The following is a 20,292-nucleotide window of genomic DNA, read 5'->3' on the forward strand; positions in this document are numbered from 1 at the left end:
CCTGAGCCATGTGCAAGCAGCAATGCGATGACCGGGGCATGCCTGACTGTCAGTCAGGTGCAGTCCATTCCTTGGTCTGCGGCACCATCATCTACATGGCTGTTGCTGGTGACATCGGCGTTTGTCACGCCGATTGTCACGAGGGGGATTGCCGCAAAGCCTCGTGCTATCTGGGCTGCAGCAGTGGTAGAAGTGCCCGTCTCTTTCCAGAAGAAAGAGACGGGCACAGGTTGGCGCAATATTCGGCCAAGCGGATAGGTTGCTGCAGGGCAGCGAGGTACGGTGTAGTTGGCGCACGAGCGCTATATGTGTAAGAGCATCCATCACATGGGTAGTGACCGGGCGAGCTGCCGGATGCGAATCGCCCTTGGGGAGAACCACCGCGGGAGCGGCGTGACCTTTAAGGTTCGGGTCACCTGGGGTGCTGTCATCGACAGCCTTTGCACGGCCAGTTCTACGCCTGTGGATAAACCCGGTCAAGGGCCGAAACTCAGCGCTCTTGGGGGCGTGAAAAGCGGTTATCCACCGGTGGAATTCCGTGGTAAATCCTGGACAACGTCGTGGCTTTTAGCTTTTCAAAATAAGGTCCATCCAAACAGGGCGGCTTTGCAGCCCTGTTTGGATGGACCCGCGCTGAGAAGCGGATAAGCGAGGCTGCTTGCCCCGAGTCACGAACGTTCAGTTGTTACCGCAATTCTTGCGCTCGCACAGTGCTAACGAATCGGCACCACATTTTTGTCTCTGACTTGGCCGTAGGCTGAGGCAAGCAGGCTGCCGGTGGCGGCTTTCTGGATGTACTCACTCCACCAAGCCATCATCGGACGCCGGCGCTCGATGTAGTCGGCCCGGTTGTAAGCGCTGCGCACCTCATCCTTGTCGACATGCGCCAGTGCGACCTCAATGAGCTCCGGGTCCCACCCGTGCTCATTCAAGATGGTGCTGGCCATTGAGCGCATGCCGTGGCTCACCAACCGATCTTGGAACCCCATGCGTTTCAACGCCATGTTGGCGGTCTGGCTATTGGCGTGGGTGCGCGGATTTCTTTCTGCCGGGAAGACGTATTCGCGATGGCCGCTGTGAGTCTTCAGTGACTCCAGCAGTGCGACAGCGTGATCACTCAACGGGATGCTATGTGGGCGGCGCTTCTTCATCCGCTCCGGAGGGATAGTCCAGACACGCCTTTCAAAGTCGATGTCTGCCCAGCGAGTAGTCGCCGCTTCGGCGGGGCGAGTCATCGTGTGTAACTGCCATTCAATCAGGCAGCGGGTGGTCCGTTTGATGCTGGCGTTCGCGATCTCCAGCATGAGCTCCGGGAGTTTTTCGGGCGGAAGCGCAGCCATGTTCTCTTTCTTGGGCTTCTTGAAGACTGCCCTGATGCCGCTGAGCGGGTTGGCGAAGATCAGGCCGGAATTTACTCCGTAGGTCATGATTTCGTTAAGCCGCTGACTAAGGCGCTTGACCGTCTCCAGGCTACCTTTCGCTTCGATTGGGCGAAGCAATGCGATCACCATCGGCGCGGTGACTTTCACCAGCGGTGTTGTCTTCAAGTCGGGGAACACGTGCAGTGTGAGCGACCGCCAAATGTCCTCGGCGTAGGCCGGGGTCACCGAGTCTTTCTTGAGCTCGAACCAGGCGGTGGCCACGTTCTCGAAGGTGTGTTCCGTTTCTGCGCGCTTGGCTTCATTCAGAGTGTTGCGTTGCACCTTGGGATCGATGCCCTGTGCAAGCAGCTCGCGGGCATCGACTGCCATCTTTCGTGCGTTCGCCAGTGACAGTTCGGGATAGGTCCCGAAGCCGATGTTGATGCGCTTCTTGGTCACTGGTTCGCGGTAGTTGAAATTCCACAGCAACGAGCCGTTGCTGCGTACGCGGAGCTGCAAACCGTCACCGTCCGTGAGGACATAATCCTTGGACGCGGGTTTGACTCCCTTGAGCTGTCGATCGGAGAGGCGGAGGTTTTGAGCAGGCATGAGATTGACCTCAGGCACTGATTCGGTATTCCAAAGATTAGCACCGGGTGAGGTGGAATACCGCCTGGAATACCCGAACGGTTGGAACTCAAAAACTCTCAAAAGACCGCAAAACCGCTGGCGGCCGCGTATTTACTGGATCGCAGGCACAAAAAAAGACGTCCGTGGACGTCTTTGTTTGATCATTTGGTGGAGCCGGGGGGATTTGAACCCCCGTCCGCCAGTACTCCGCTGTCGGTACTACATGCTTAGCCGTGTCTACTGATTTAATCCGCAGCCGCCCGACGGGCAGGGTGCTTTGGATGAGTTGGGTAAGTTTTAGTCGCTTTGCCCCCAACGTGCTACACGACGATCCTGTTCTGTATGACAATCATTTCGGGTTTACAGGCATCCCCTGATGATTGCTGGAGCCGAAGCTACCAGGAGAGCGGGCTCAGCTGCTTACGCAGCGAGAGCGTAACCCTCGTAGTTTTCGTCATTGGCAACTATAGAAAGTTGCAACAGTGGATTTACGAGTTCTGTTACCAACTCGGCATGCACCTAGAGTTTCGCTACCGGCGTCGAATCCTAATCGGCCCCACACTCAGCTCTAGCTGACCGTACCTTTCGGCACGTGGGCTGAGTATACGCGCTAAAGCGGGCGGCGTCGACAGCATGTCGCCGCCCGCTTCAGTTCAGGCACCGCTGCCGCCGGCGGAGCCGCTGCCTTTCTCGGTTTTTTCCAGGCGTTCGAGCACTTTGCTGGTGATGGCAATGCATTCTTTGGTGTCGCCGGAGGCTTGGGCGGCCTTGGCTTTGTCGACTTGTTCGGTCAGGGCCTTGTCCAGGCCTTCTGATGTGGCGCCGGCGGTGGCCATGCTGTCGTCGATCTTCTGCAGGTTGCTGGTGCAGAGGTCGTCGGCAGCGAACACCGGGGAAGCCAGGAGGGTAGCGGCCGCGAAGAGGGCCGAAAGCGCGGTACCTTTCATGGGTGTCTCCTTGAAGGCCTCTGGAAGGTGGGCCTGTAAGGGTGGACTGCTGGGGTTTGGCGTGGGTTCAATCGGCGTGCTGGCTAGGGGACATGACTGTGTGTGGCGGGATGTTGCGGGCGAGGGCTTTGCCCTCGATTCGCGGGGCAAGCCTGCCCCCACAGGATGGATGTGCTGGGCCTGTGGGGGCGGGGTGGCGGTTAGTGAGGTTTGGTCAGGCCGCGTTCCATGTCGTCGATGAGCGCCTTGGCCATCTCGCTGAGGATGCGCGCCGCGCTGCCGGCTTGGCGGTCGTTTTCCATTTCGGCTTCGGTGGTGAGGTGGCGGATGCAGCCGAGCAGGACGGACAGCTGGCTGAAGGCGTGGTCGAAGGGGACGCCGGGTTGCAGGCGGAAGAGGTCGAATGATTCCTTGCCTGCGGTGGTGATCTTTTTCAGTTCCTCATGCATGGGGTCACCTCTGCCTTTGCGTGTTGTAGAGATCAGTCAAGGCGTGCTCGATCAGCGCTCGGGAGGTTTCGGAGGCGTGGGCGGCGTTGCTGAGCATGTTCAGGCCGGGTTCGCCGGCGTGGGTGCGGCAGTGTTCGTCGATGGTTTCGGCAACGCCGCGCAGCAGTTCGCTGGCGTGAGCGAGTGCATCGGGTGTGGGCATGTCGCTGTGGATGGAGAAGTAGGGGTTGGCGATGATGCGCAGGCGGGGTGGGTCGGGTACGATTTTCTTCATGATGAGATGCTCGTGTAGTGAATGACATCACCACCTGCATCCTTTCTCACGAGATAAAGGTGGCAACCGTACGAGGGTGAGAAATCCGAGACACGAGCACTCGGCCAGACCGAAGTCTGCCTGCGTACGGCTGCCATAACGAACTGCCGCAAGTCGTGAAGTCGGGTTTCTCACGCCCGGTCACCTTGTAGGGCGACGGGGAAACCTTATCTCTGGGTTATTCCACCGACAATGCAGCGACTTCCGACAAGCTCGTAGGATAATTCGACACGCGGCCTGAACTGAAGCATTTGGTTGCAGGTTAGGAAATGTCTTACGGCTGGAGGGCGTAGGCGAGGGCTTTGCCCTCGATCGCAGGCAAGCCAGCTCCCACAATGGACGATGCCAGACGTTGGATAATGCGCCGGCGGGTGCCCGGGTTTGGGAATGTCTTACGGCTGGAGGGCGTGGGCGAGGGCTTTGCCCTCGATTCGCGGGGCGAGCCCGCTCCCACAATGGACCGTGCCAGACGTTAGATAGTGCGTGGGCGGGTGACGCGGTCTACCAGGTAGACGAGGCCGTGATAGTCGATGCCGCTGTGGGTGGACAACCCGATCTCGCAGGTGCGGCTGGTGGAGATGCCTTCGCTGCAATATTGCACCGCATCCTTGAGGCTGCGCAGCGAATGGGCGTTGAGCTCCGGGGTGGTAAAGCCTTTGTCTCCGGCAAACCCGCAGCAATGAATACCTTCTGGTATCACCACTTGCTTGCTGCAGCGGCGGGCCAGGTCGATCAGTGCCTGGCTTTCGCCCAGGTGCTGGGTGCTGCAGGTCACGTGCACGGCTACAGGCTCTTCCTGCGGGGTGAACTCCAGTTTGTCCAGCAGGTGGGTGCGGATGAAGCGCACCGGGTCGTACAGGTCGAGGCGGGTGTCGCCCAGGTCCTGTACCAGGCGCAGGGTGCAGGGGCTGGTGTCGCAGTAGATCGGGTCGAGGCCGCCGCGGCTGGCGTGCAGCAGGGCGTTGATCAGCTCCTGGCGCTTGTGCTCGGCTTGCTCGGGGTAGCCCTTTGAGGCGAACGGCTGGCCGCAACAGAGGCTGTCGGCGTTGTCGGGGAACACCACCTGGTAACCGGCTTTTTCCAGCAGGGCGCGGGTCTTGTCGAGCAGTGAGCTTTGCTCGCGGTCGGCGAAGGCCGGGCCCATTACCCGCGATACGCAGGCGGCCAGGTACACCACGCGGGGGCGGGCGTCGTTGCTCGCGGGGCCGAAGTCGATACTGCGCAGCGGTTGTGGCATGGCCGGGGTCCACTGCGGCAGGCGGCCTTTACTCGCCTTGCTCAAGGCCGCGCTCAGGCGGCCCAGGCGTGGGGCGCCCAGCAGCTTGCGGGCGGTGTTGGCGGTAGTCAGGGTCAGGCGGGCGCCGCCCAGCGCGGTGGCGAAGTGGTCGGCCAGCCAGTCGGCGGTTTTTGCGTGATCGGCCGCCTGGGCGCGCAACTTCTTCACCAGCTCGCCGGTGTTGATGCCGACCGGGCAGCGCTGGGCGCACAGGCCGGTGGCGGCGCAGGTGTCGATGCCTTGGTACTGGTAGGTCTGCAGCAGTTCGCGGGTGTCGATGCCGGCGCGTTTTTTCGCCTGAATGTCACGCCACATGACGATGCGCTGGCGGGGGCTGAGGGTCAGGCCCTTGGACGGGCACACCGGTTCGCAGAAGCCGCACTCGATGCATTTGTCGACGATTTCGTCGGCGGCTGGCAGCGGCTTCAGGTGCTTGAGGTGAATGGCGGGGTCTTCACTCAATACCACGTCGGGGTTGAGGATGCCGTTGGGGTCGAGCAGGCGTTTGAGCGCCCACATCAGCTGGTAGGCATCATGGCCCCACTCCAGCTCCACGAACGGTGCCATGTTGCGCCCGGTGCCGTGTTCGGCCTTGAGCGAGCCGCCGAATTCCACCGCCACCAGCTGCGCCACGTCGTCCATGAAGGCCTGGTAGCGCGCCACTTCTTCGGCGCTGTTGAAGCCCTGGGTGAAGACGAAGTGCAGGTTGCCTTCCAGCGCGTGGCCGAAAATGATCGCCTCGTCGTAGCGGTGCTTGTCGAACAGCTGGATCAGGCGGTTGACGCCTTCGGCCAATTGTTCGACGGGGAAAGTCACGTCTTCGATGATGACGGTAGTGCCGGTCTGGCGCACGGCGCCGACGGCGGGGAAGGTGTCCTTGCGGATTTTCCACAGCTGGTTGTACACCGCTGGGTCTTCGCTGAACTCGACCTTCTGCTCCAGGGGGTATTCGCCGATGGAGGCCATGACCTGTTGCAGTTGCTCGTGCAGCAGCGACTGGCTGGCAGCGCGGGACTCGATCAGCAGGGCGCAGGCGTTGGCCGACAGGCCTTTTACCCACAGCGGCATGCCGGGCATGTTCTGCACCGAGCGCAGGCTGCGGCGGTCGAGCAGTTCAACGGCAGAAACCGGCTGGCGCTTGAGCACGGTGACTGCGCGGCAGCAGCTTTCGACGCTGGGGAATACCAGCAGTGCGCTGGCCTTGTGCGGGTGGTCGGGCACGGTGTCGTAGGTGACGGCGCTGATGAAGCCCAAGGTGCCTTCGGAACCGACCAGCAGGTGCTGCAGGATATCCAGCGGCTGGTCGTAGTCCACCAGTGCATTGAGTGACAGGCCGGTGGTGTTCTTCAGCCGGTATTTATGCCGGATGCGGTCGGCCAACTCGGTGTTGGCGCGGGTTTCGCGGCCCAGCCGGGCGAGGGCGGCGAGCAGGTCGGCATGGCTGCTTTCGAAGGCCGCCACGCTGGCCGGGTCTTCGCTGTCCAGGCGGGTGCCGTCAGCCAGCACCAGGCGCAGGCCGGCCAGGGTGTGGTAGGTGTTCTGCGCGGTGCCGCAGCACATGCCGCTGGCGTTGTTGGCGACGATGCCGCCGATCTTGCAGGCGTTGATCGAGGCCGGGTCTGGGCCGATCTTGCGACCGAACGGGGCCAGCCAGGCATTGGCCTGGGCGCCGATGACGCCGGGTTGCAGGCGGATCTGCTCGCCCTGGCCACGGATTTCCTTGCCGCCCCAGTTGTCGCCGAGCACGATCAGCACCGAGTCGCTGATGGCCTGGCCAGACAAGCTGGTGCCTGCGGCGCGGAAGGTGACCGGCACGCGCTCGCGCTGGGCCAGGTGCAGCAACCCGACCACTTCGTCCTCGGACTCCACGCGCACCACCAGCTTGGGGATCAGCCGATAAAAGCTGGCGTCGGTGCCGAAGGCCAGGGTCGAGGTAGGGTCGTCGAAACGGCGTTCGGCGGGTATCAGGCGCTCGGCATCACGCAGGAATGCGGCGGGCAGGCTCATGCAATCTCCTCGCGGGGCCACGGCGTCTGGCGCGCCGTGTGCCCCGGTCATTCAGGCAGCTGTTGTAGGTGTCGGCACTGGCAGGTGCTCAGGCGCCCAGTTCGCGGACCAGCGAATCGCGGCTGATCTCGCTGATCGACTTGGCGCCGGTCAGCACCATGGCCACGCGCATCTCTTTCTCGAACAGTTCGAGCAGGTTCTTCACGCCGGCCTGGCCATGCACGGCCAGGGCCCAGAGGAAGGCGCGGCCGATCAGCACGGTGTCGGCGCCCAAGGCGATCATGCGCACCACGTCGAGGCCGCTGCGGATGCCCGAGTCGGCGAGGATCTTCAGGTCGCCCTTAACCGCGTCGGCAATCGCCGGCAGGGCGCGTGCGCTGGACAGCACGCCGTCGAGCTGGCGGCCGCCGTGGTTGGAGACGACGATGCCGTCGGCGCCGAACTTGACCGCGTCACGCGCATCGTCGGCGTCGAGGATGCCCTTGATGATCATCGGGCCGTCCCAGAATTCGCGGATCCATTCCAGGTCCTTCCACGAGATCGACGGGTCGAAGTTGTTGCCCAGCCAGCCGATGTAGTCGGCCAGGCCAGTGGGGTTGCCGCGGTATTTGGAGATGTTGCCCAGGTCGTGCGGGCGGCCCATCACGCCAACGTCCCAGGCCCACTCGGGGTGGGTCATGGCTTGCAGCACGCGGCGCATCGGCCCGTTGGCGCCGCTCATGCCGGAGTGGGCGTCGCGGTAGCGCGCGCCGGGCACCGGCATATCCACGGTGAACACCAGGGTTTTTACCCCGGCGGCCTTGGCCCGCTCCAGGGCGTTGCGCATGAAGCCGCGGTCCTTGAGCACGTACAGCTGGAACCACATCGGCCGGTTGATGGCCGGGGCGACTTCTTCGATCGGGCACACCGACACGGTGGACATGGTGAACGGGATGCCATGTGCGGCTGCCGCGCGGGCCGCCTGCACTTCGCCGCGGCGGGCGTACATGCCGGTGAGGCCGACCGGGGCCAGGGCCACCGGCATGCTCAGGGTTTCGTCGAACAGCCGGGTCTCGAGGCTGAGTTCGGACATGTTCTTCAGCACCCGCTGGCGCAGGGCGATGCCGGCCAGGTCCGAGACGTTGTGGCGCAGGGTGTGCTCGGCGTACGCACCGCCGTCGGCGTAGTGGAAGAGAAACGGAGGCAGCTTGCGTTGGGCCGCGGCGCGATAGTCGGTGGAGGCGGAAATGATCATGGATTCTCGCAGCGTGGGTTGAAGGAGATGCCGGGCGCATGGGCGCCCGGCCCCTTTCACTTTAGTGATGAACCAGCATGCCGGTCAGCCAATAGGCCTGCACCAAGGTGATCAGGCCGACGATGGTGGCGAAGAACAGGCTGTGCTTCACGGTGAAGCGGAACAGGTCGGATTCCTTGCCGACCAGGCCGGTGGCGGCGCAGGCCACGGCGATCGACTGTGGCGAGATCATCTTGCCGGTTACGCCGCCGCTGGTGTTGGCGGCCACCAGCAGGGTGTCGTTGACCCCGATCTGGTGCGCGGTGGTGGCTTGCAGCGAGCTGAACAGGGCGTTGGACGAGGTGTCCGAGCCGGTCAGGAACACGCCCAGCCAGCCGAGGAACGGCGAGAAGAACGGGAACGCGGCGCCGGTGCCGGCCAGTACCAGGGCCATGGTCGACGACATGCCCGAGTAGTTGGTGACGAAGGCGAACGCCAGCACCATGCCGATCGACAGGATCGGCCAGCGCAGCTCCCAGAAGGTCTCCTTGAAAGTGGTCAGACCAGTTTTGAAGTTGATCTTGAGTACCGCCATGGAGATCAGTGCAGACAGGAAGATGGCGGTGCCGGTGGCGGAGATCGGGTCGAGCTTGAACACCGCTGGCATGGCGGTGGGTGCGGTGACGATCGGTGCGGTCTTGACCACCAGTTGGTCGAGGTGCGGGATGGAGAAGTTGAACACGAAGTTGTACATCGCACCGCCCGGGGCGAAGGCCGCCTTGAACGGTTTCAAGGTCCAGATGGTGACCAGCACGGTGAGGATCAGGAACGGCGACCAGGCTTTGAAGATCTCGCCGAAGCTGTACGGGCTCGGCTGGCTGCCAGTCGGTTGCACAACGGCGGCGCCGACGCTGGCCTTGGCTTCTGCGAACGAGCGCTTTGGCTGCCAGACTTTCAGGAACAGGGTGAGGCAGATCAGGCTGGCCAGGGCCGAGGTGATGTCTGGCAGTTCCGGGCCGATGAAGTTGGAGGTGAAGTACTGGGTAACGGCGAAGCTCAGGCCGGCGACCAGGGCGGCGGGCCAGGTTTCTTTCACGCCGCGCAGGCCATCCATCATGAACACCAGCCAGAACGGCACGAACAGCGACAGCAACGGCAGCTGGCGGCCAGTCATGGCGCCGATGTGGAAGGCGTCGATGCCAGTCACCTGGCCGGCGACGATGATCGGGATGCCCAGGGCGCCGAAGGCGACCGGTGCGGTGTTGGCGATCAGGCACAGGCCGGCGGCGTACAGCGGGTTGAAGCCCAGGCCCACCAGCAGTGCGGCCGTGATGGCTACCGGGGCACCAAAGCCTGCCGCACCTTCGAGGAAGGCGCCGAAGCAGAAGCCGATCAGCAGCACTTGCAGGCGTTGGTCGTCGGTGATCGACAGTACCGAGCTGCGGATCACTTCGAACTGGCCGCTCTTGACCGTGAGTTTGTACAGGAACACCGCGGCAACGATGATCCAGGCGATTGGCCAGAGGCCGTAGAGGAAGCCGTAACCCGCTGCGGCGAGGGCCATGTCGACAGGCATCTGGAAGGCGAAGATCGCCACCAGGATCGACAGGCCGAGGGTGATGCTGCCAGCGACGTGGCCTTTGAGGCGGAACACGGCGAGGGCAAGGAAGAAGAACACGATGGGGATGACCGCCGCCAGTGCGGACAGGCCAAGACTACCAAGCGGGGAATAGAGTTGTTGCCAGGTTTGCATATGGGGTAACCCCTAATTGTTGTTGGTCAGCACTGGCATTGGATAATTGGTAATACCAATTTACAATGTCTGGACGCTAGGTTAAAAGCGCGGTTGCGGGTGTGTCAATTTGTCCCGTGCAAAACTTTGGTCGTGTGCCGATGAGCGGGTGTGTGATGGCGTGGGAAAATCGTCCGCTGATGGGTGCTGGCGTGACGTGGATCGGCGAGAATAGAGGCCCCTGAAACTGCCGGGGGTTTGTGGAGAGTGTGTGATGGTTTTTGATCAGGTCCGCCAACGGCGCCTGTCCGACGACATCGTCGATCGGTTGGAAGGGATGATTCTCGAAGGCACGCTGACCTCTGGCCAGCGGCTGCCGGCTGAGCGTGCCCTGGCCGAACAGTTCGGCGTGTCGCGCCCGTCACTGCGCGAGGCGATCCAGAAGCTGGTGGCCAAAGGGCTGCTGGTCAGCCGTCAGGGTGGCGGCAATTATGTGGCCGAATCGCTGGGGTCGACCTTCAGTGACCCGTTGCTGCAGTTGCTTGAGCACAGCGCCGAGGCGCAGCGTGACCTGCTGGAATTCCGCCATACCCTGGAGGCTTCATGCGCCTACTACGCGGCGCAGCGTGCCACCGAGCCTGATCGTGCGCGCCTGAAGGCAGCGTTCGATACGTTGCAGGATTGCTATGCGCGGGCTGACGAGGTCACGCGTGCGGAGGAGGGCGCAGCGGATGCGCGGTTCCACCTGGCGATTGCCGAAGCCAGCCACAATGCCGTGCTGCTGCACACCATTCGCGGGTTGTTCGACCTGCTCAAGCGCAACGTGGTAACCAACATCGGCGGCATGTACCAGCAGCGTACCGAAACGCGGGACATGCTGATCAGCCAGCACCGCGAGTTGTACCAGGCGATAGTCGAGGGCAGGGCGGAGGCGGCGCGGGAGGTGTCCAGCCGGCACATTCTGTATGTGCAGGAGGTGCTGGAAGAAGCGCAGCACGAAGCGCAGCGCGTGGCGCGGGCAGAGCGGCGCAGCGGGCGCTGAGAATCGTTGTGGCAGTACCGGCCTCTTCGCGGGCCAAGCCCGCTCCCACAATGTTCGAGCTCGACCCGGTCACTGTAGGAGCGGGCTTGCCCCGCGAAGAGGCCCGCATGAGCAACAGAAAGGCTTAGTCTTCCTTGCCCTTGTTGCGCACGGCCCGCTGCAGCTCGCGGTTGGAATCGCGTTCGCGCACGGTGTCGCGCTTGTCGAATTCCTTCTTGCCCTTGCCAAGCGCGATCTCGCACTTGATCAGGTGCTTGCTCCAGTACAGCGCCAGGGCCACACAGGTGTAGCCCTTTTGCGCCACCGCCGCTTCCACCCGCTCGAGCTCGCGCTTGTTCAGCAGCAGCTTGCGTGAGCGGATGGGGTCGGCGATGACGTGGGTGCTGGCGGTCGTCAGCGGGGTGATGTGGCTGCCGAACAGCCAGGCTTCGCCATCCTTGAGCAGCACGTAGCTGTCGGTCAGGTGCGCCTTGCCGGCCCGCAGGCTTTTTACTTCCCAACCGGACAGGACCAGCCCGGCCTCGAACTTGTGTTCGATGAAGTAATCGTGTCGCGCCTTCTTGTTTTGCGCGATGGTCCCGGTCGGATGTTTCTTTTGTTTAGCCATAGGGGCGGCATTATAGGCAACTCACCGCGTGATCGGCTACGGGATTTAGGCGAGCTTGAGCCACTGCAATGAATACCGGACAATACAGGCCCTGTCTTACGCACAGAACTTGTTTTCGGCATGCTGCGAAGCACCGCCACCCAGCCTTGGAAGTGACGCCTGGATGACTACCCATATTCAACGCTCCGCCCTGCTGCCGTACCCTGCCCAGGCGCTCTACGATCTGGTCAACGATGTGGCCAGCTACCCGAAATTCCTGCCCTGGTGCTCGGCTTCGACCGTGATCGAGGCCAGTGACACGCACATGCGCGCCAAGCTGGAAGTGGCCAAAGGCGGCATGAGCCAGCATTTTGTGACCAGCAATGTGCTGGTGCCGGGGCAGTCGATCGAGATGAACCTGGAAGAAGGGCCGTTTACCCAGCTGCATGGCGTGTGGGTATTCAAGCCGCTGGGTGAGAAGGCCTGCAAGATCAGCCTGGACCTGTCCTTCGACTATGCCGGGCCGATTGTGCGGGCCACCTTGGGCCCGCTGTTCAACCAGGCAGCCAATACCCTGGTGGACGCCTTCTGCCAGCGAGCCAAACAGCTCTACAGCTGACTGAGGTTTACCCCGCGCTCACAAAAAAGCCCGGACCATGGCCCGGGCTTTTTCATGTCGCCTGCATTTACTGCGGCGAAGTATCCAGTGGAGCGGGGGTTGGCACCGGTGTCGTCTCGATGGTGTCGATCTCGCGCTGGATGGATTCTTCCACCGAGCCCGGCTTGGCAGGTTTCTCTGCCGGCTGCGGCGCTTGCTGCTCTGGCTGCGTGCCTGGGCTTACCGTGGTGTCGCTGCTGCCACCGAGGATTTCCTGATCGCGGCTGACGCCTGGCATGAAGTCCCCAGACAGGCTCACCAGCTGGTCGCTGTCATTGAAGAAGATGCTCATGCGCTCTTGCTGGCGTTTACCGCCACCAGGCTGCAAGCTGTACAGGTAATCCCAGCGATTGGTGTTGAACGTATCCTGGAGCAGCGGGTTGCCCATGATAAACCTTACTTGCCGACGGGTCATTCCGGGGCGTAATTGGTCTATCATGTCTTGCGTAACGACATTGCCCTGCTGGATGTCGATTTTGTAAACCCCGGGAAACGAGCAACCGGCGAGTGCGAGCAGTCCCACGAAGGTGAGGCTGGTTAGCAAGTGCTTGGTGTTGTTTTGCATCGGTGGGCGACTTCCACTATCTTGGCTGGACAACGTAAACCCCGATCATACCCGTATTAAGAGAAGCTGCGAAGCAGCATCGGCGAGAAAGCTGACCATGGTTGAAAATAGCGAATTGCGCAAAGCCGGTCTCAAGGTGACACTGCCTCGAGTCAAGATCCTTCAGATGCTCGATTCGACCGAGCAACGTCACATGAGCGCCGAGGATGTCTACAAGGCGCTGATGGAGGCTGGCGAGGACGTCGGTCTGGCAACCGTTTATCGCGTACTGACCCAGTTCGAGGCTGCTGGTCTGGTGGTACGCCACAACTTCGATGGCGGTCACGCGGTGTTCGAGCTGGCAGACGGCGGTCACCACGACCATATGGTCGACATGGAGACTAACGAAGTCATCGAGTTTATGGACTCCGAAATCGAACGGCGCCAAAAGGAAATCGTGGCCGAGCATGGCTACGAGCTGGTGGACCACAATCTGGTCCTCTATGTGCGCAAGAAAAAGTAACGATTTCGATCGTTATGAATAACAAAGGCGACCCTGGGGTCGCCTTTGTGCTTTCTGTTTGGGCAGAAAATGTTGTGGGGGCTGTGCCGGCCTCATCGCGGGCAAGCCCGCTCCTACAGGTCCTGTGCAGGTTTCAATCTCTGTGGGGGACCTGTTTCTGCACAGATTACAAGGCCAGTGGGACACCTGTGGGAGCCGGCTTGCCGGCGATGAGGCCTGAGAGGGCAACATCAGGCCTTGCCGCTGACCACCATCTTGCGCGCATGCGCCAACGATTCTTTGGTCAGGTCGATGCCGCCCAACATGCGCGCCACTTCTTCGACGCGCTCGCGCTTGCCCAGGTTGGCCACGGCGGTGTGGGTGGTGTCGCTGTTGCGCACCTTGTGCACGAACAAGTGGTGATGGCCTTGCGCCGCAACCTGCGGCAGGTGGGTCACGGTCAGCACCTGGCCGCGCTCACCCAGCCGGCGCAGCAGCTGGCCGACGATTTCGGCAGTAGGGCCGCCAATACCCACATCGACTTCGTCGAATACCAGCGTAGGAATGCGCGAGGTTTGCGCGGTGATGACCTGGATGGCCAGGCTGATGCGTGACAGCTCGCCGCCCGAGGCCACTTTGGCCAAGCCCTTGAGCGGCTGCCCCGGGTTTGCACTGACCAGTAGCTCGATCTGCTCCAGCCCATGTGGCGACAGGTCGTTGCCTTCATTGGGCGTGAGTTCGATGCAGAAGCGCCCCCCGGGCATGCCCAGGCGCTGAATCTCCTGCTCCACGGCAATCGCCAGCTGCTGCGCAGCCTGCTGGCGCAACGCGCTCAGCTCAATAGCCCGTTCCTTGTAATGCTGCGCAAAGGCGGCCAGTTCTTCGCCCAGGCGCTCAATCGACTCGTCGCTGGCGTTCAGCCCTTCGATCTCCTCCATCAACTGCTGCTGCAGGTGGGGCAGTTCGGTCGGGTGTACGCGGTGTTTGCGCGCCAGGGTATAGATGGTGTCGAGGCGCTCTTCCAGGGCCTGCAGGCGCATGGGGTCGGCATCGAAGTTGTCGAGGAAGCGATTCAGTTCGCCGACCGCTTCTTCTATCTGTATCTGCGCGCTGGCAATCAGGTTGGACGCCTCGCCCAGCGCCTTGGGCGTGTTGCTGGCGGCGCTTAGGCGATTGAGGCTGGTAGTGAGGGCGGCGAGCACATTGCCCGAGTCGCTCTCGCTGCACTGGTCGATGACCTGGCGGCAGATGCCGAACAGGGCTTCGGCGTTGGTCAGGTTCTTGTGTTCCTGCTCCAACTGCTCCAGTTCGTTTTCACCCAGGCCCAGGTTGTCCAGCTCTTCCAGTTGATAGCTGAGCAGCTGGTGGCGGGCGCGTTGCTCGTCACCGGAGTTGGTCAGGCGCTCCAGCTCAAGGCGGGTCTGGTTCCAGCGCTTGGCCGCCAGTTGCACCTGGCGGGCCAGGTCGATGGCGCCGGCGTACTCGTCGAGCAGGCGGCGGTGGGTGTCGGTTTTGAGCAGCGACTGGTGTTCGTGCTGGCTGTGGATGTCGATCAGCAGCTCGCCCAGTGCCTTCAAGTCGCCCAGCGGGCAGGGCGTGCCATTGATATAGCCGCGGCTGCGGCCCTCGGCAGTGATGACCCGGCGCAGGATGCACAGGCCTTCGTTGGCCAGGTCGCGCTCGGCCAGCCAGGTGTGAGCTTCGGGGATGTCCACCAGGTCGAAGGTGGCCAGGATGTCGGCCTTGTCGGCGCCAGGGCGCACCACGCCGCTGTCGGCCCGGTCGCCGAGGGTAAGGCCGAGGGCGTCGAGCATGATCGATTTGCCAGCGCCGGTCTCGCCGGTAATGACGGACATGCCGCGGGCGAGTTCGAGGTCGAGGTGTTCGACGATGGCGTAGTTATGAATGGACAGGTGCACCAGCATGGGGGCCGCTCCCGAGGGTTGGGTCTGGTTATTTATACAGTACTTTTTTCTGCCCTGCCAATGCCTGCTGGCGGATTTTGCCTGCACCCTGAAAAGCGCCTTGCCCCTTGAAGCTGGTTTTTCCGGCCCCATATAGCCCGCAGACACGGCGAGCTTTGCTCGTACAACAGAAATTGCGGAGGAGAGACCCATGGCTGACGAACAGCTGAAAGACCAAGACCTTAACCCCGAAGAGGCCGGTGCAGTGGATAACGGCGCCCGCGTTCAGGAGCTCGAGGAGCAGCTGGCCGCAGCCAAGGATCAAGCCCTGCGTGTCGCCGCTGACGCGCAGAACAGCATTCGCCGCGCTGAGCAGGAAGTCGACAAGGCCCGCAAGTTCGCCCTCGAGAAGTTCTCGGGCGACCTGCTGCCGGTGATCGACAGCCTGGAGATGGCCCTGACCCATCTCGACCCTGCTGACGAACAGGTCAAGAACACCCGTGAAGGTGTCGAGCTGACCCTGAAGATGTTCCAGGACACCCTCAAGCGCTACAACCTCGAAGCCATCGACCCGCACGGCCAGCCGTTCAACGCCGATCATCACCAGGCGATGGCCATGCAGGAGAGCGCCGAAGTCGAGCCGAACAGCGTGCTCAACGTGTTCCAGAAGGGCTACCTGCTCAACGGCCGCCTGCTGCGCCCCGCCATGGTGGTGGTCAGCAAGGCGCCGAGCGCAGCGCAACCTTCGATCGATGAGAAGGCTTGAAATCCACCGGGGCATCCCCATCTAGGTGTCAAGCCTTCAAGTATTACTGCAGTTGGCCAAAAGTAGTCGCTGCTACCAAATTCAAGTTTCGGGAGAGTTAACATGGGTAAAATCATCGGTATCGACCTGGGGACCACCAACTCGTGCGTCTCCATTCTGGAAAACGGTAACGTCAAGGTCATCGAAAACGCCGAAGGCGCGCGTACTACCCCTTCGATCGTGGCCTACGCCAACGATGGCGAAATCCTGGTAGGTCAGTCGGCCAAGCGCCAGGCTGTGACCAACCCGCACAACACCCTGTTCGCAGTGAAGCGCCTGATTGGCCGCCGCTTCGAAGAAGACGTCGTGCAGAAAGACATCAAGCTGGTGCCGTACAAGATCGTCAAGGCGAACAACGGTGACGCCTGGGTCGAGGCTGCTGGCAAGGAAATGGCTCCGCCGCAAATCAGCGCCGAAGTCCTGAAAAAAATGAAGAAGACCGCCGAAGACTACCTCGGCGAGCCCGTCACCGAAGCGGTCATCACCGTTCCGGCCTACTTCAACGACAGCCAGCGTCAGGCCACCAAAGACGCCGGCCGCATCGCTGGCCTGGACGTAAAACGCATCATCAACGAACCGACCGCCGCTGCACTGGCGTACGGCATGGACAAGGCCAAGGGCGACCACACCGTCATCGTTTATGACCTGGGTGGCGGTACCTTCGACGTTTCGGTCATCGAAATCGCCGAAGTCGACGGTGAGCACCAGTTCGAAGTACTGGCCACCAACGGCGACACCTTCCTGGGTGGTGAAGACTTCGACATGCGCCTGATCGACTACCTCGTCGATGAGTTCAAGAAAGAGTCGGGCATGGACCTGAAGAACGATCCACTGGCCCTGCAGCGTCTGAAAGAAGCTGCTGAAAAAGCCAAGATCGAGCTGTCGTCCGCTCAGTCGACCGATGTCAACCTGCCGTACATCACTGCAGATGCCACCGGTCCTAAGCACCTGAACGTGAAGATCTCCCGCTCCAAGCTGGAAGCGCTGGTCGAGGACCTGGTCAAGCGTACCATCGAGCCTTGCCGCATCGCGCTGAAGGACGCCGGTATCGACGCCAGCAAGATCGACGACGTGATCCTGGTTGGCGGTCAGACCCGTATGCCGCTGGTGCAGAAAGAAGTTGCCGATTTCTTCGGTAAAGAAGCGCGTAAAGACGTCAACCCGGACGAAGCCGTTGCCATGGGTGCTGCCATCCAGGGTGCCGTTCTGGCCGGTGACGTAAAAGACGTGCTGCTGCTGGACGTCAGCCCGCTGACCCTGGGTATCGAAACCATGGGTGGCGTGATGACCGCGCTGATCGAGAAGAACACCACCATCCCGACCAAGAAGTCGCAGGTGTTCTCGACTGCCGACGACAACCAGGGCGCAGTGACCATTCACGTACTGCAGGGCGAGCGTAAGCAAGCTGCGCAGAACAAGTCGCTGGGCAAGTTCGACCTGGCTGACATCCCGCCAGCACCGCGTGGTGTTCCGCAGATCGAAGTGACCTTCGACATCGACGCCAACGGCATCCTGCACGTCGGCGCGAAAGACAAGGCCACCGGTAAGGCTCAGTCGATCGTGATCAAGGCCAACTCCGGCCTGTCGGACGAAGAAGTCGAGCGCATGGTGCGTGACGCCGAGGCCAACGCCGAGGAAGACCGCAAGTTCGAAGAGCTGGCTGCTGCCCGTAACCAGGGTGATGCGCTGGTTCACTCGACCCGCAAGATGGTTGTCGACGCAGGTGACAAGGTCACTGCCGAAGAAAAAACCGCCATCGAAGCGGCCGTGGTTGCCCTGGAAGCCGCTGTCAAAGGCGACGACAAGGCTGCCATCGAGGCCAAGGTCGAAGAGCTGTCCAAGGTCTCCGCACCGGTAGCCCAGAAGATGTACGCCGAGCAGTCGGCCGAACAGCCTCAGGGCGGCGCTCAGCAAGCCGAGCCGGAAGCCAAGCACGATGACGTGGTTGACGCTGAGTTCGAAGAAGTCAAAGGCGACGACAAGAAGTAATCGTTGCATGTTGTCGGCCAGCTCACCGGCCTTTGTCGGTGAGCTGGTAGGATGTCGCCGCGCGGGGGCTTGCTCCCGCGTTGGCGTATCTGGAATTCGAGAATTTTTACAGTGTTTGTCTGGGCCATTCGTGGTGTGCAGGCAGGTGCTGATGGCGCGGCGCGGATGCCTGACGCCCAACAAGGTGCAAATGACCTATGTCCAAGCGTGATTATTATGAGGTCCTGGGTGTCGAGCGCGGCGCCAGTGAAGCAGACCTGAAGAAGGCCTATCGTCGACTGGCGATGAAGTTCCACCCGGACCGCAACCCCGGTGATAAAGAGTCGGAAGACAAGTTCAAGGAGGCCAACGAGGCCTACGAAGTGCTGTCTGACGCCAGCAAGCGTGCAGCGTTCGACCAGTATGGTCACGCTGGCGTCGACCCAAGCATGGGTGGCGGTGGTGCTGGCTTCGGCGGCGCCAACTTCTCCGACATCTTTGGCGATGTGTTCAGTGACTTCTTCGGCGGTGGCCGGGGCGGTGGTCGTGGTGGTGCCGCACGCGGCAGCGACCTGCGCTACACCCTGGAGCTGAACCTGGAAGAAGCGGTGCGCGGCACAACGGTCAGTATCCGTGTGCCGACACTGGTCAACTGCCAGCCGTGCGACGGCAGCGGTGCGAAAAAGGGCTCGACCCCGTCCACTTGCCCAACCTGCGGCGGTATCGGCCAGGTGCGCATGCAGCAGGGCTTCTTCTCGGTGCAGCAAACCTGCCCGCGCTGCCATGGCCAGGGCAAGATCATCACCGACCCTTGCAACGCGTGCCATGGCGAAGGCCGTGTCGAGGAGTACAAGACCCTGTCGGTCAAGGTGCCGGCGGGCGTCGATACCGGCGACCGCATTCGCCTGTCTGGCGAAGGCGAGGCGGGCACCCATGGTGGCCCGACCGGCGACCTGTATGTGGTCATCAACGTGCGCGAGCACGAGATCTTCCAGCGTGACGGCAAGCACCTGTATTGCGAAGTGCCGATCAGCTACACCGACGCTGCCCTGGGTGGCGAGCTGGAAGTGCCGACCCTGGATGGCCGTGTAAAGCTGAAAATCCCGGAAGGCACCCAAACCGGCAAGCAGTTCCGCCTGCGTGGCAAGGGTGTGGCGCCGGTGCGTGGCGGTGGTGCGGGTGACCTGCTGTGCCGCGTGGCAGTGGAAACCCCGGTCAACCTCAGCCGTCGCCAGCGCGAACTGCTCGAAGAGCTGCGTGATTCGCTCGAAGGCGACAGCTCCCATTCGCCCAAGGCCAATGGTTGGTTCGATGGCGTGAAGCGCTTCTTCGGCGACCTCTGACAAGGAAATAGCTATGCGACGTATTGCAGTGATGGGCGCGGCGGGGCGGATGGGCAAGACCCTGATCGAAGCTGTGCAGCAAACCCCGGGTGCCGGGCTGACCGCGGCGATCGATCGCCCGGACAGCTCGCTGGTCGGGGCTGATGCCGGCGAGCTGGCGGCCCTGGGCCGCATCGGCGTGCTGCTGTCGGATGACCTGGCCAAGGTGGCCGACGATTTCGACGTGCTGATCGACTTCACTCACCCTTCGGTGACCCTTAAGAACCTGGCGTTCTGCCGCAAGCACGGCAAGGCGATGATCATCGGCACCACCGGGTTCAGCGTCGAAGAGAAGCAGCTGCTGGCCGAGGCGGGCAAGGATATTCCGATCGTCTTCGCCGCCAACTTCAGCGTTGGCGTGAACCTCAGCCTCAAGTTGCTGGACATGGCAGCGCGCGTGCTGGGCGATGAAGTCGACATCGAGATCATCGAGGCGCACCACCGGCACAAGGTCGATGCCCCGTCGGGTACTGCGCTGCGCATGGGTGAAGTGGTTGCCAATGCGCTGGGCCGTGACCTGCAGGAAGTGGCGGTGTATGGCCGCGAAGGCCAGACCGGCGCGCGTGATCGCAAGACCATCGGCTTCGCCACTGTGCGTGCCGGCGATGTGGTGGGTGATCACACCGTGCTGTTCGCCGCTGAAGGCGAGCGGCTGGAGATCACGCACAAGGCGTCCAGCCGCATGACCTTCGCCAAGGGCGCTGTGCGTGCGGCGCTGTGGCTGGATGGGCGTGAGGCTGGCTTGTATGACATGCAGGATGTGCTGGAGCTGCGCTGACGCTTGCAATGATTGTGATGGCCCTATCGCCGGCAAGCCGGTTCCCACAGGGGCGTGCAAACCTTCGGGTGGGTGCATGACATGGGGGAGCCGGCTTGCCGGCGATGGGGTGCAAGGCACCCCCTGTCGCAATCATGTGTTTTAGAGGCACATATACGGTAGACCCAAAACGCACTTTTCTGTAAGCTACAGCTT

General features: G+C 62.1%; 17 protein-coding genes and 1 other RNA gene. 7 read left to right on the forward strand and 11 right to left on the reverse strand.

Annotation, left to right across the window (positions count from 1 at the left end):
* Positions 1-713: 713 nt before the first annotated feature.
* The 8 genes from ABEH27_RS20470 to ABEH27_RS20505 all read right to left on the reverse strand — a co-directional run bounded on the left by ABEH27_RS20470 (position 714) and on the right by ABEH27_RS20505 (position 9,949).
* Positions 714-1,970 (reverse strand): integrase domain-containing protein, encoded by a 1,257-nt coding sequence (locus tag ABEH27_RS20470; protein ID WP_346615309.1) that lies wholly within the window; start codon positions 1,968-1,970, stop codon positions 714-716.
* A 187-nt stretch (positions 1,971-2,157) separates the two neighbouring features.
* Positions 2,158-2,549, reverse strand: a transfer-messenger RNA (tmRNA) gene (ssrA, locus tag ABEH27_RS20475).
* 95 nt (positions 2,550-2,644) lie between these two features.
* Positions 2,645-2,938, reverse strand: a complete 294-nt coding sequence (locus tag ABEH27_RS20480; RefSeq protein WP_346615310.1) for a hypothetical protein — start codon at positions 2,936-2,938, stop codon at positions 2,645-2,647.
* 200 nt (positions 2,939-3,138) lie between these two features.
* Positions 3,139-3,387: a DUF3077 domain-containing protein gene (locus ABEH27_RS20485; protein WP_346615311.1), complete on the reverse strand. Its 249-nt coding sequence runs from the start codon at positions 3,385-3,387 to the stop codon at positions 3,139-3,141.
* Between the two features lie 4 nt (positions 3,388-3,391).
* Positions 3,392-3,661, reverse strand: coding sequence for a hypothetical protein (locus ABEH27_RS20490; protein WP_346615312.1), 270 nt, complete (start codon positions 3,659-3,661; stop codon positions 3,392-3,394).
* A gap of 511 nt (positions 3,662-4,172) precedes the next feature.
* Entirely contained in the window at positions 4,173-6,983 is a 2,811-nt protein-coding gene (locus tag ABEH27_RS20495) for an FAD-binding and (Fe-S)-binding domain-containing protein (RefSeq protein WP_346615313.1), read from the reverse strand.
* Positions 6,984-7,071: 88 nt separating this feature from the next.
* Positions 7,072-8,217 carry an FMN-dependent L-lactate dehydrogenase LldD gene (lldD, locus tag ABEH27_RS20500; protein ID WP_346615314.1) on the reverse strand — a complete coding sequence of 382 codons (1,146 nt, stop codon included), beginning with the start codon at positions 8,215-8,217 and terminating at the stop codon, positions 7,072-7,074.
* Positions 8,218-8,278: 61 nt separating this feature from the next.
* Positions 8,279-9,949: a lactate permease LctP family transporter gene (locus tag ABEH27_RS20505; RefSeq protein WP_346615315.1), complete on the reverse strand. Its 1,671-nt coding sequence runs from the start codon at positions 9,947-9,949 to the stop codon at positions 8,279-8,281.
* Positions 9,950-10,202: 253 nt separating this feature from the next.
* Between ABEH27_RS20505 and ABEH27_RS20510 the strand changes: the two genes are divergently transcribed.
* Positions 10,203-10,970, forward strand: coding sequence for an FCD domain-containing protein (locus ABEH27_RS20510; protein WP_346615316.1), 768 nt, complete (start codon positions 10,203-10,205; stop codon positions 10,968-10,970).
* Between the two features lie 124 nt (positions 10,971-11,094).
* Here the strand turns inward: ABEH27_RS20510 and smpB are convergent, their stop codons facing one another.
* Complete coding sequence (gene smpB, locus ABEH27_RS20515) at positions 11,095-11,577, reverse strand: SsrA-binding protein SmpB (protein WP_012312633.1); 483 nt, start codon at positions 11,575-11,577, stop codon at positions 11,095-11,097.
* 163 nt (positions 11,578-11,740) lie between these two features.
* Between smpB and ABEH27_RS20520 the strand changes: the two genes are divergently transcribed.
* Positions 11,741-12,175, forward strand: coding sequence for a type II toxin-antitoxin system RatA family toxin (locus ABEH27_RS20520; protein ID WP_346615317.1), 435 nt, complete (start codon positions 11,741-11,743; stop codon positions 12,173-12,175).
* Positions 12,176-12,242: 67 nt separating this feature from the next.
* Here the strand turns inward: ABEH27_RS20520 and ABEH27_RS20525 are convergent, their stop codons facing one another.
* Positions 12,243-12,779, reverse strand: coding sequence for an outer membrane protein assembly factor BamE (locus ABEH27_RS20525; protein WP_346615318.1), 537 nt, complete (start codon positions 12,777-12,779; stop codon positions 12,243-12,245).
* 97 nt (positions 12,780-12,876) lie between these two features.
* Between ABEH27_RS20525 and fur the strand changes: the two genes are divergently transcribed.
* Complete coding sequence (gene fur, locus ABEH27_RS20530) at positions 12,877-13,281, forward strand: ferric iron uptake transcriptional regulator (protein ID WP_346615319.1); 405 nt, start codon at positions 12,877-12,879, stop codon at positions 13,279-13,281.
* Between the two features lie 230 nt (positions 13,282-13,511).
* On the opposite strand, the gene recN is transcribed toward fur, so the two are convergent.
* Complete coding sequence (gene recN / locus ABEH27_RS20535; RefSeq protein ID WP_346615320.1) at positions 13,512-15,185, reverse strand: DNA repair protein RecN; 1,674 nt, start codon at positions 15,183-15,185, stop codon at positions 13,512-13,514.
* A gap of 172 nt (positions 15,186-15,357) precedes the next feature.
* On the opposite strand from recN, the gene grpE reads away from it, so the two are divergent.
* The 4 genes from grpE (at position 15,358) to dapB (ending at position 20,097) form a co-directional block, all read left to right on the forward strand.
* Positions 15,358-15,930, forward strand: a complete 573-nt coding sequence (gene grpE / locus ABEH27_RS20540) for a nucleotide exchange factor GrpE (protein ID WP_346615359.1) — start codon at positions 15,358-15,360, stop codon at positions 15,928-15,930.
* Between the two features lie 102 nt (positions 15,931-16,032).
* Positions 16,033-17,958: a molecular chaperone DnaK gene (gene dnaK / locus ABEH27_RS20545; RefSeq protein WP_346615321.1), complete on the forward strand. Its 1,926-nt coding sequence runs from the start codon at positions 16,033-16,035 to the stop codon at positions 17,956-17,958.
* Positions 17,959-18,155: 197 nt separating this feature from the next.
* Positions 18,156-19,280, forward strand: a complete 1,125-nt coding sequence (gene dnaJ / locus ABEH27_RS20550) for a molecular chaperone DnaJ (RefSeq protein ID WP_346615322.1) — start codon at positions 18,156-18,158, stop codon at positions 19,278-19,280.
* A 13-nt stretch (positions 19,281-19,293) separates the two neighbouring features.
* Positions 19,294-20,097 (forward strand): 4-hydroxy-tetrahydrodipicolinate reductase, encoded by an 804-nt coding sequence (gene dapB / locus ABEH27_RS20555; RefSeq protein ID WP_346615323.1) that lies wholly within the window; start codon positions 19,294-19,296, stop codon positions 20,095-20,097.
* Positions 20,098-20,292: the final 195 nt, after the last annotated feature.

The sequence above is a fragment of the Pseudomonas sp. P39-UII1 genome (assembly GCF_039672635.1).
Taxonomy (GTDB): Bacteria; Pseudomonadota; Gammaproteobacteria; order Pseudomonadales; family Pseudomonadaceae; genus Aquipseudomonas.

Bases quoted from the DNA above. Each gene is read 5' to 3' on its own strand.
- ABEH27_RS20470 (WP_346615309.1), bottom strand. From the start codon at position 1,970: ATGCCTGCTCAAAACCTCCGCCTCTCCGATCGACAGCTCAAGGGAGTC.
- ABEH27_RS20480 (WP_346615310.1), bottom strand. From the start codon at position 2,938: ATGAAAGGTACCGCGCTTTCGGCCCTCTTCGCGGCCGCTACCCTCCTG.
- ABEH27_RS20485 (WP_346615311.1), bottom strand. From the start codon at position 3,387: ATGCATGAGGAACTGAAAAAGATCACCACCGCAGGCAAGGAATCATTC.
- ABEH27_RS20490 (WP_346615312.1), bottom strand. From the start codon at position 3,661: ATGAAGAAAATCGTACCCGACCCACCCCGCCTGCGCATCATCGCCAAC.
- ABEH27_RS20495 (WP_346615313.1), bottom strand. From the start codon at position 6,983: ATGAGCCTGCCCGCCGCATTCCTGCGTGATGCCGAGCGCCTGATACCC.
- lldD (WP_346615314.1), bottom strand. From the start codon at position 8,217: ATGATCATTTCCGCCTCCACCGACTATCGCGCCGCGGCCCAACGCAAG.
- ABEH27_RS20505 (WP_346615315.1), bottom strand. From the start codon at position 9,949: ATGCAAACCTGGCAACAACTCTATTCCCCGCTTGGTAGTCTTGGCCTG.
- ABEH27_RS20510 (WP_346615316.1), top strand. From the start codon at position 10,203: ATGGTTTTTGATCAGGTCCGCCAACGGCGCCTGTCCGACGACATCGTC.
- smpB (WP_012312633.1), bottom strand. From the start codon at position 11,577: ATGGCTAAACAAAAGAAACATCCGACCGGGACCATCGCGCAAAACAAG.
- ABEH27_RS20520 (WP_346615317.1), top strand. From the start codon at position 11,741: ATGACTACCCATATTCAACGCTCCGCCCTGCTGCCGTACCCTGCCCAG.
- ABEH27_RS20525 (WP_346615318.1), bottom strand. From the start codon at position 12,779: ATGCAAAACAACACCAAGCACTTGCTAACCAGCCTCACCTTCGTGGGA.
- fur (WP_346615319.1), top strand. From the start codon at position 12,877: ATGGTTGAAAATAGCGAATTGCGCAAAGCCGGTCTCAAGGTGACACTG.
- recN (WP_346615320.1), bottom strand. From the start codon at position 15,185: ATGCTGGTGCACCTGTCCATTCATAACTACGCCATCGTCGAACACCTC.
- dnaK (WP_346615321.1), top strand. From the start codon at position 16,033: ATGGGTAAAATCATCGGTATCGACCTGGGGACCACCAACTCGTGCGTC.
- dnaJ (WP_346615322.1), top strand. From the start codon at position 18,156: ATGTCCAAGCGTGATTATTATGAGGTCCTGGGTGTCGAGCGCGGCGCC.
- dapB (WP_346615323.1), top strand. From the start codon at position 19,294: ATGCGACGTATTGCAGTGATGGGCGCGGCGGGGCGGATGGGCAAGACC.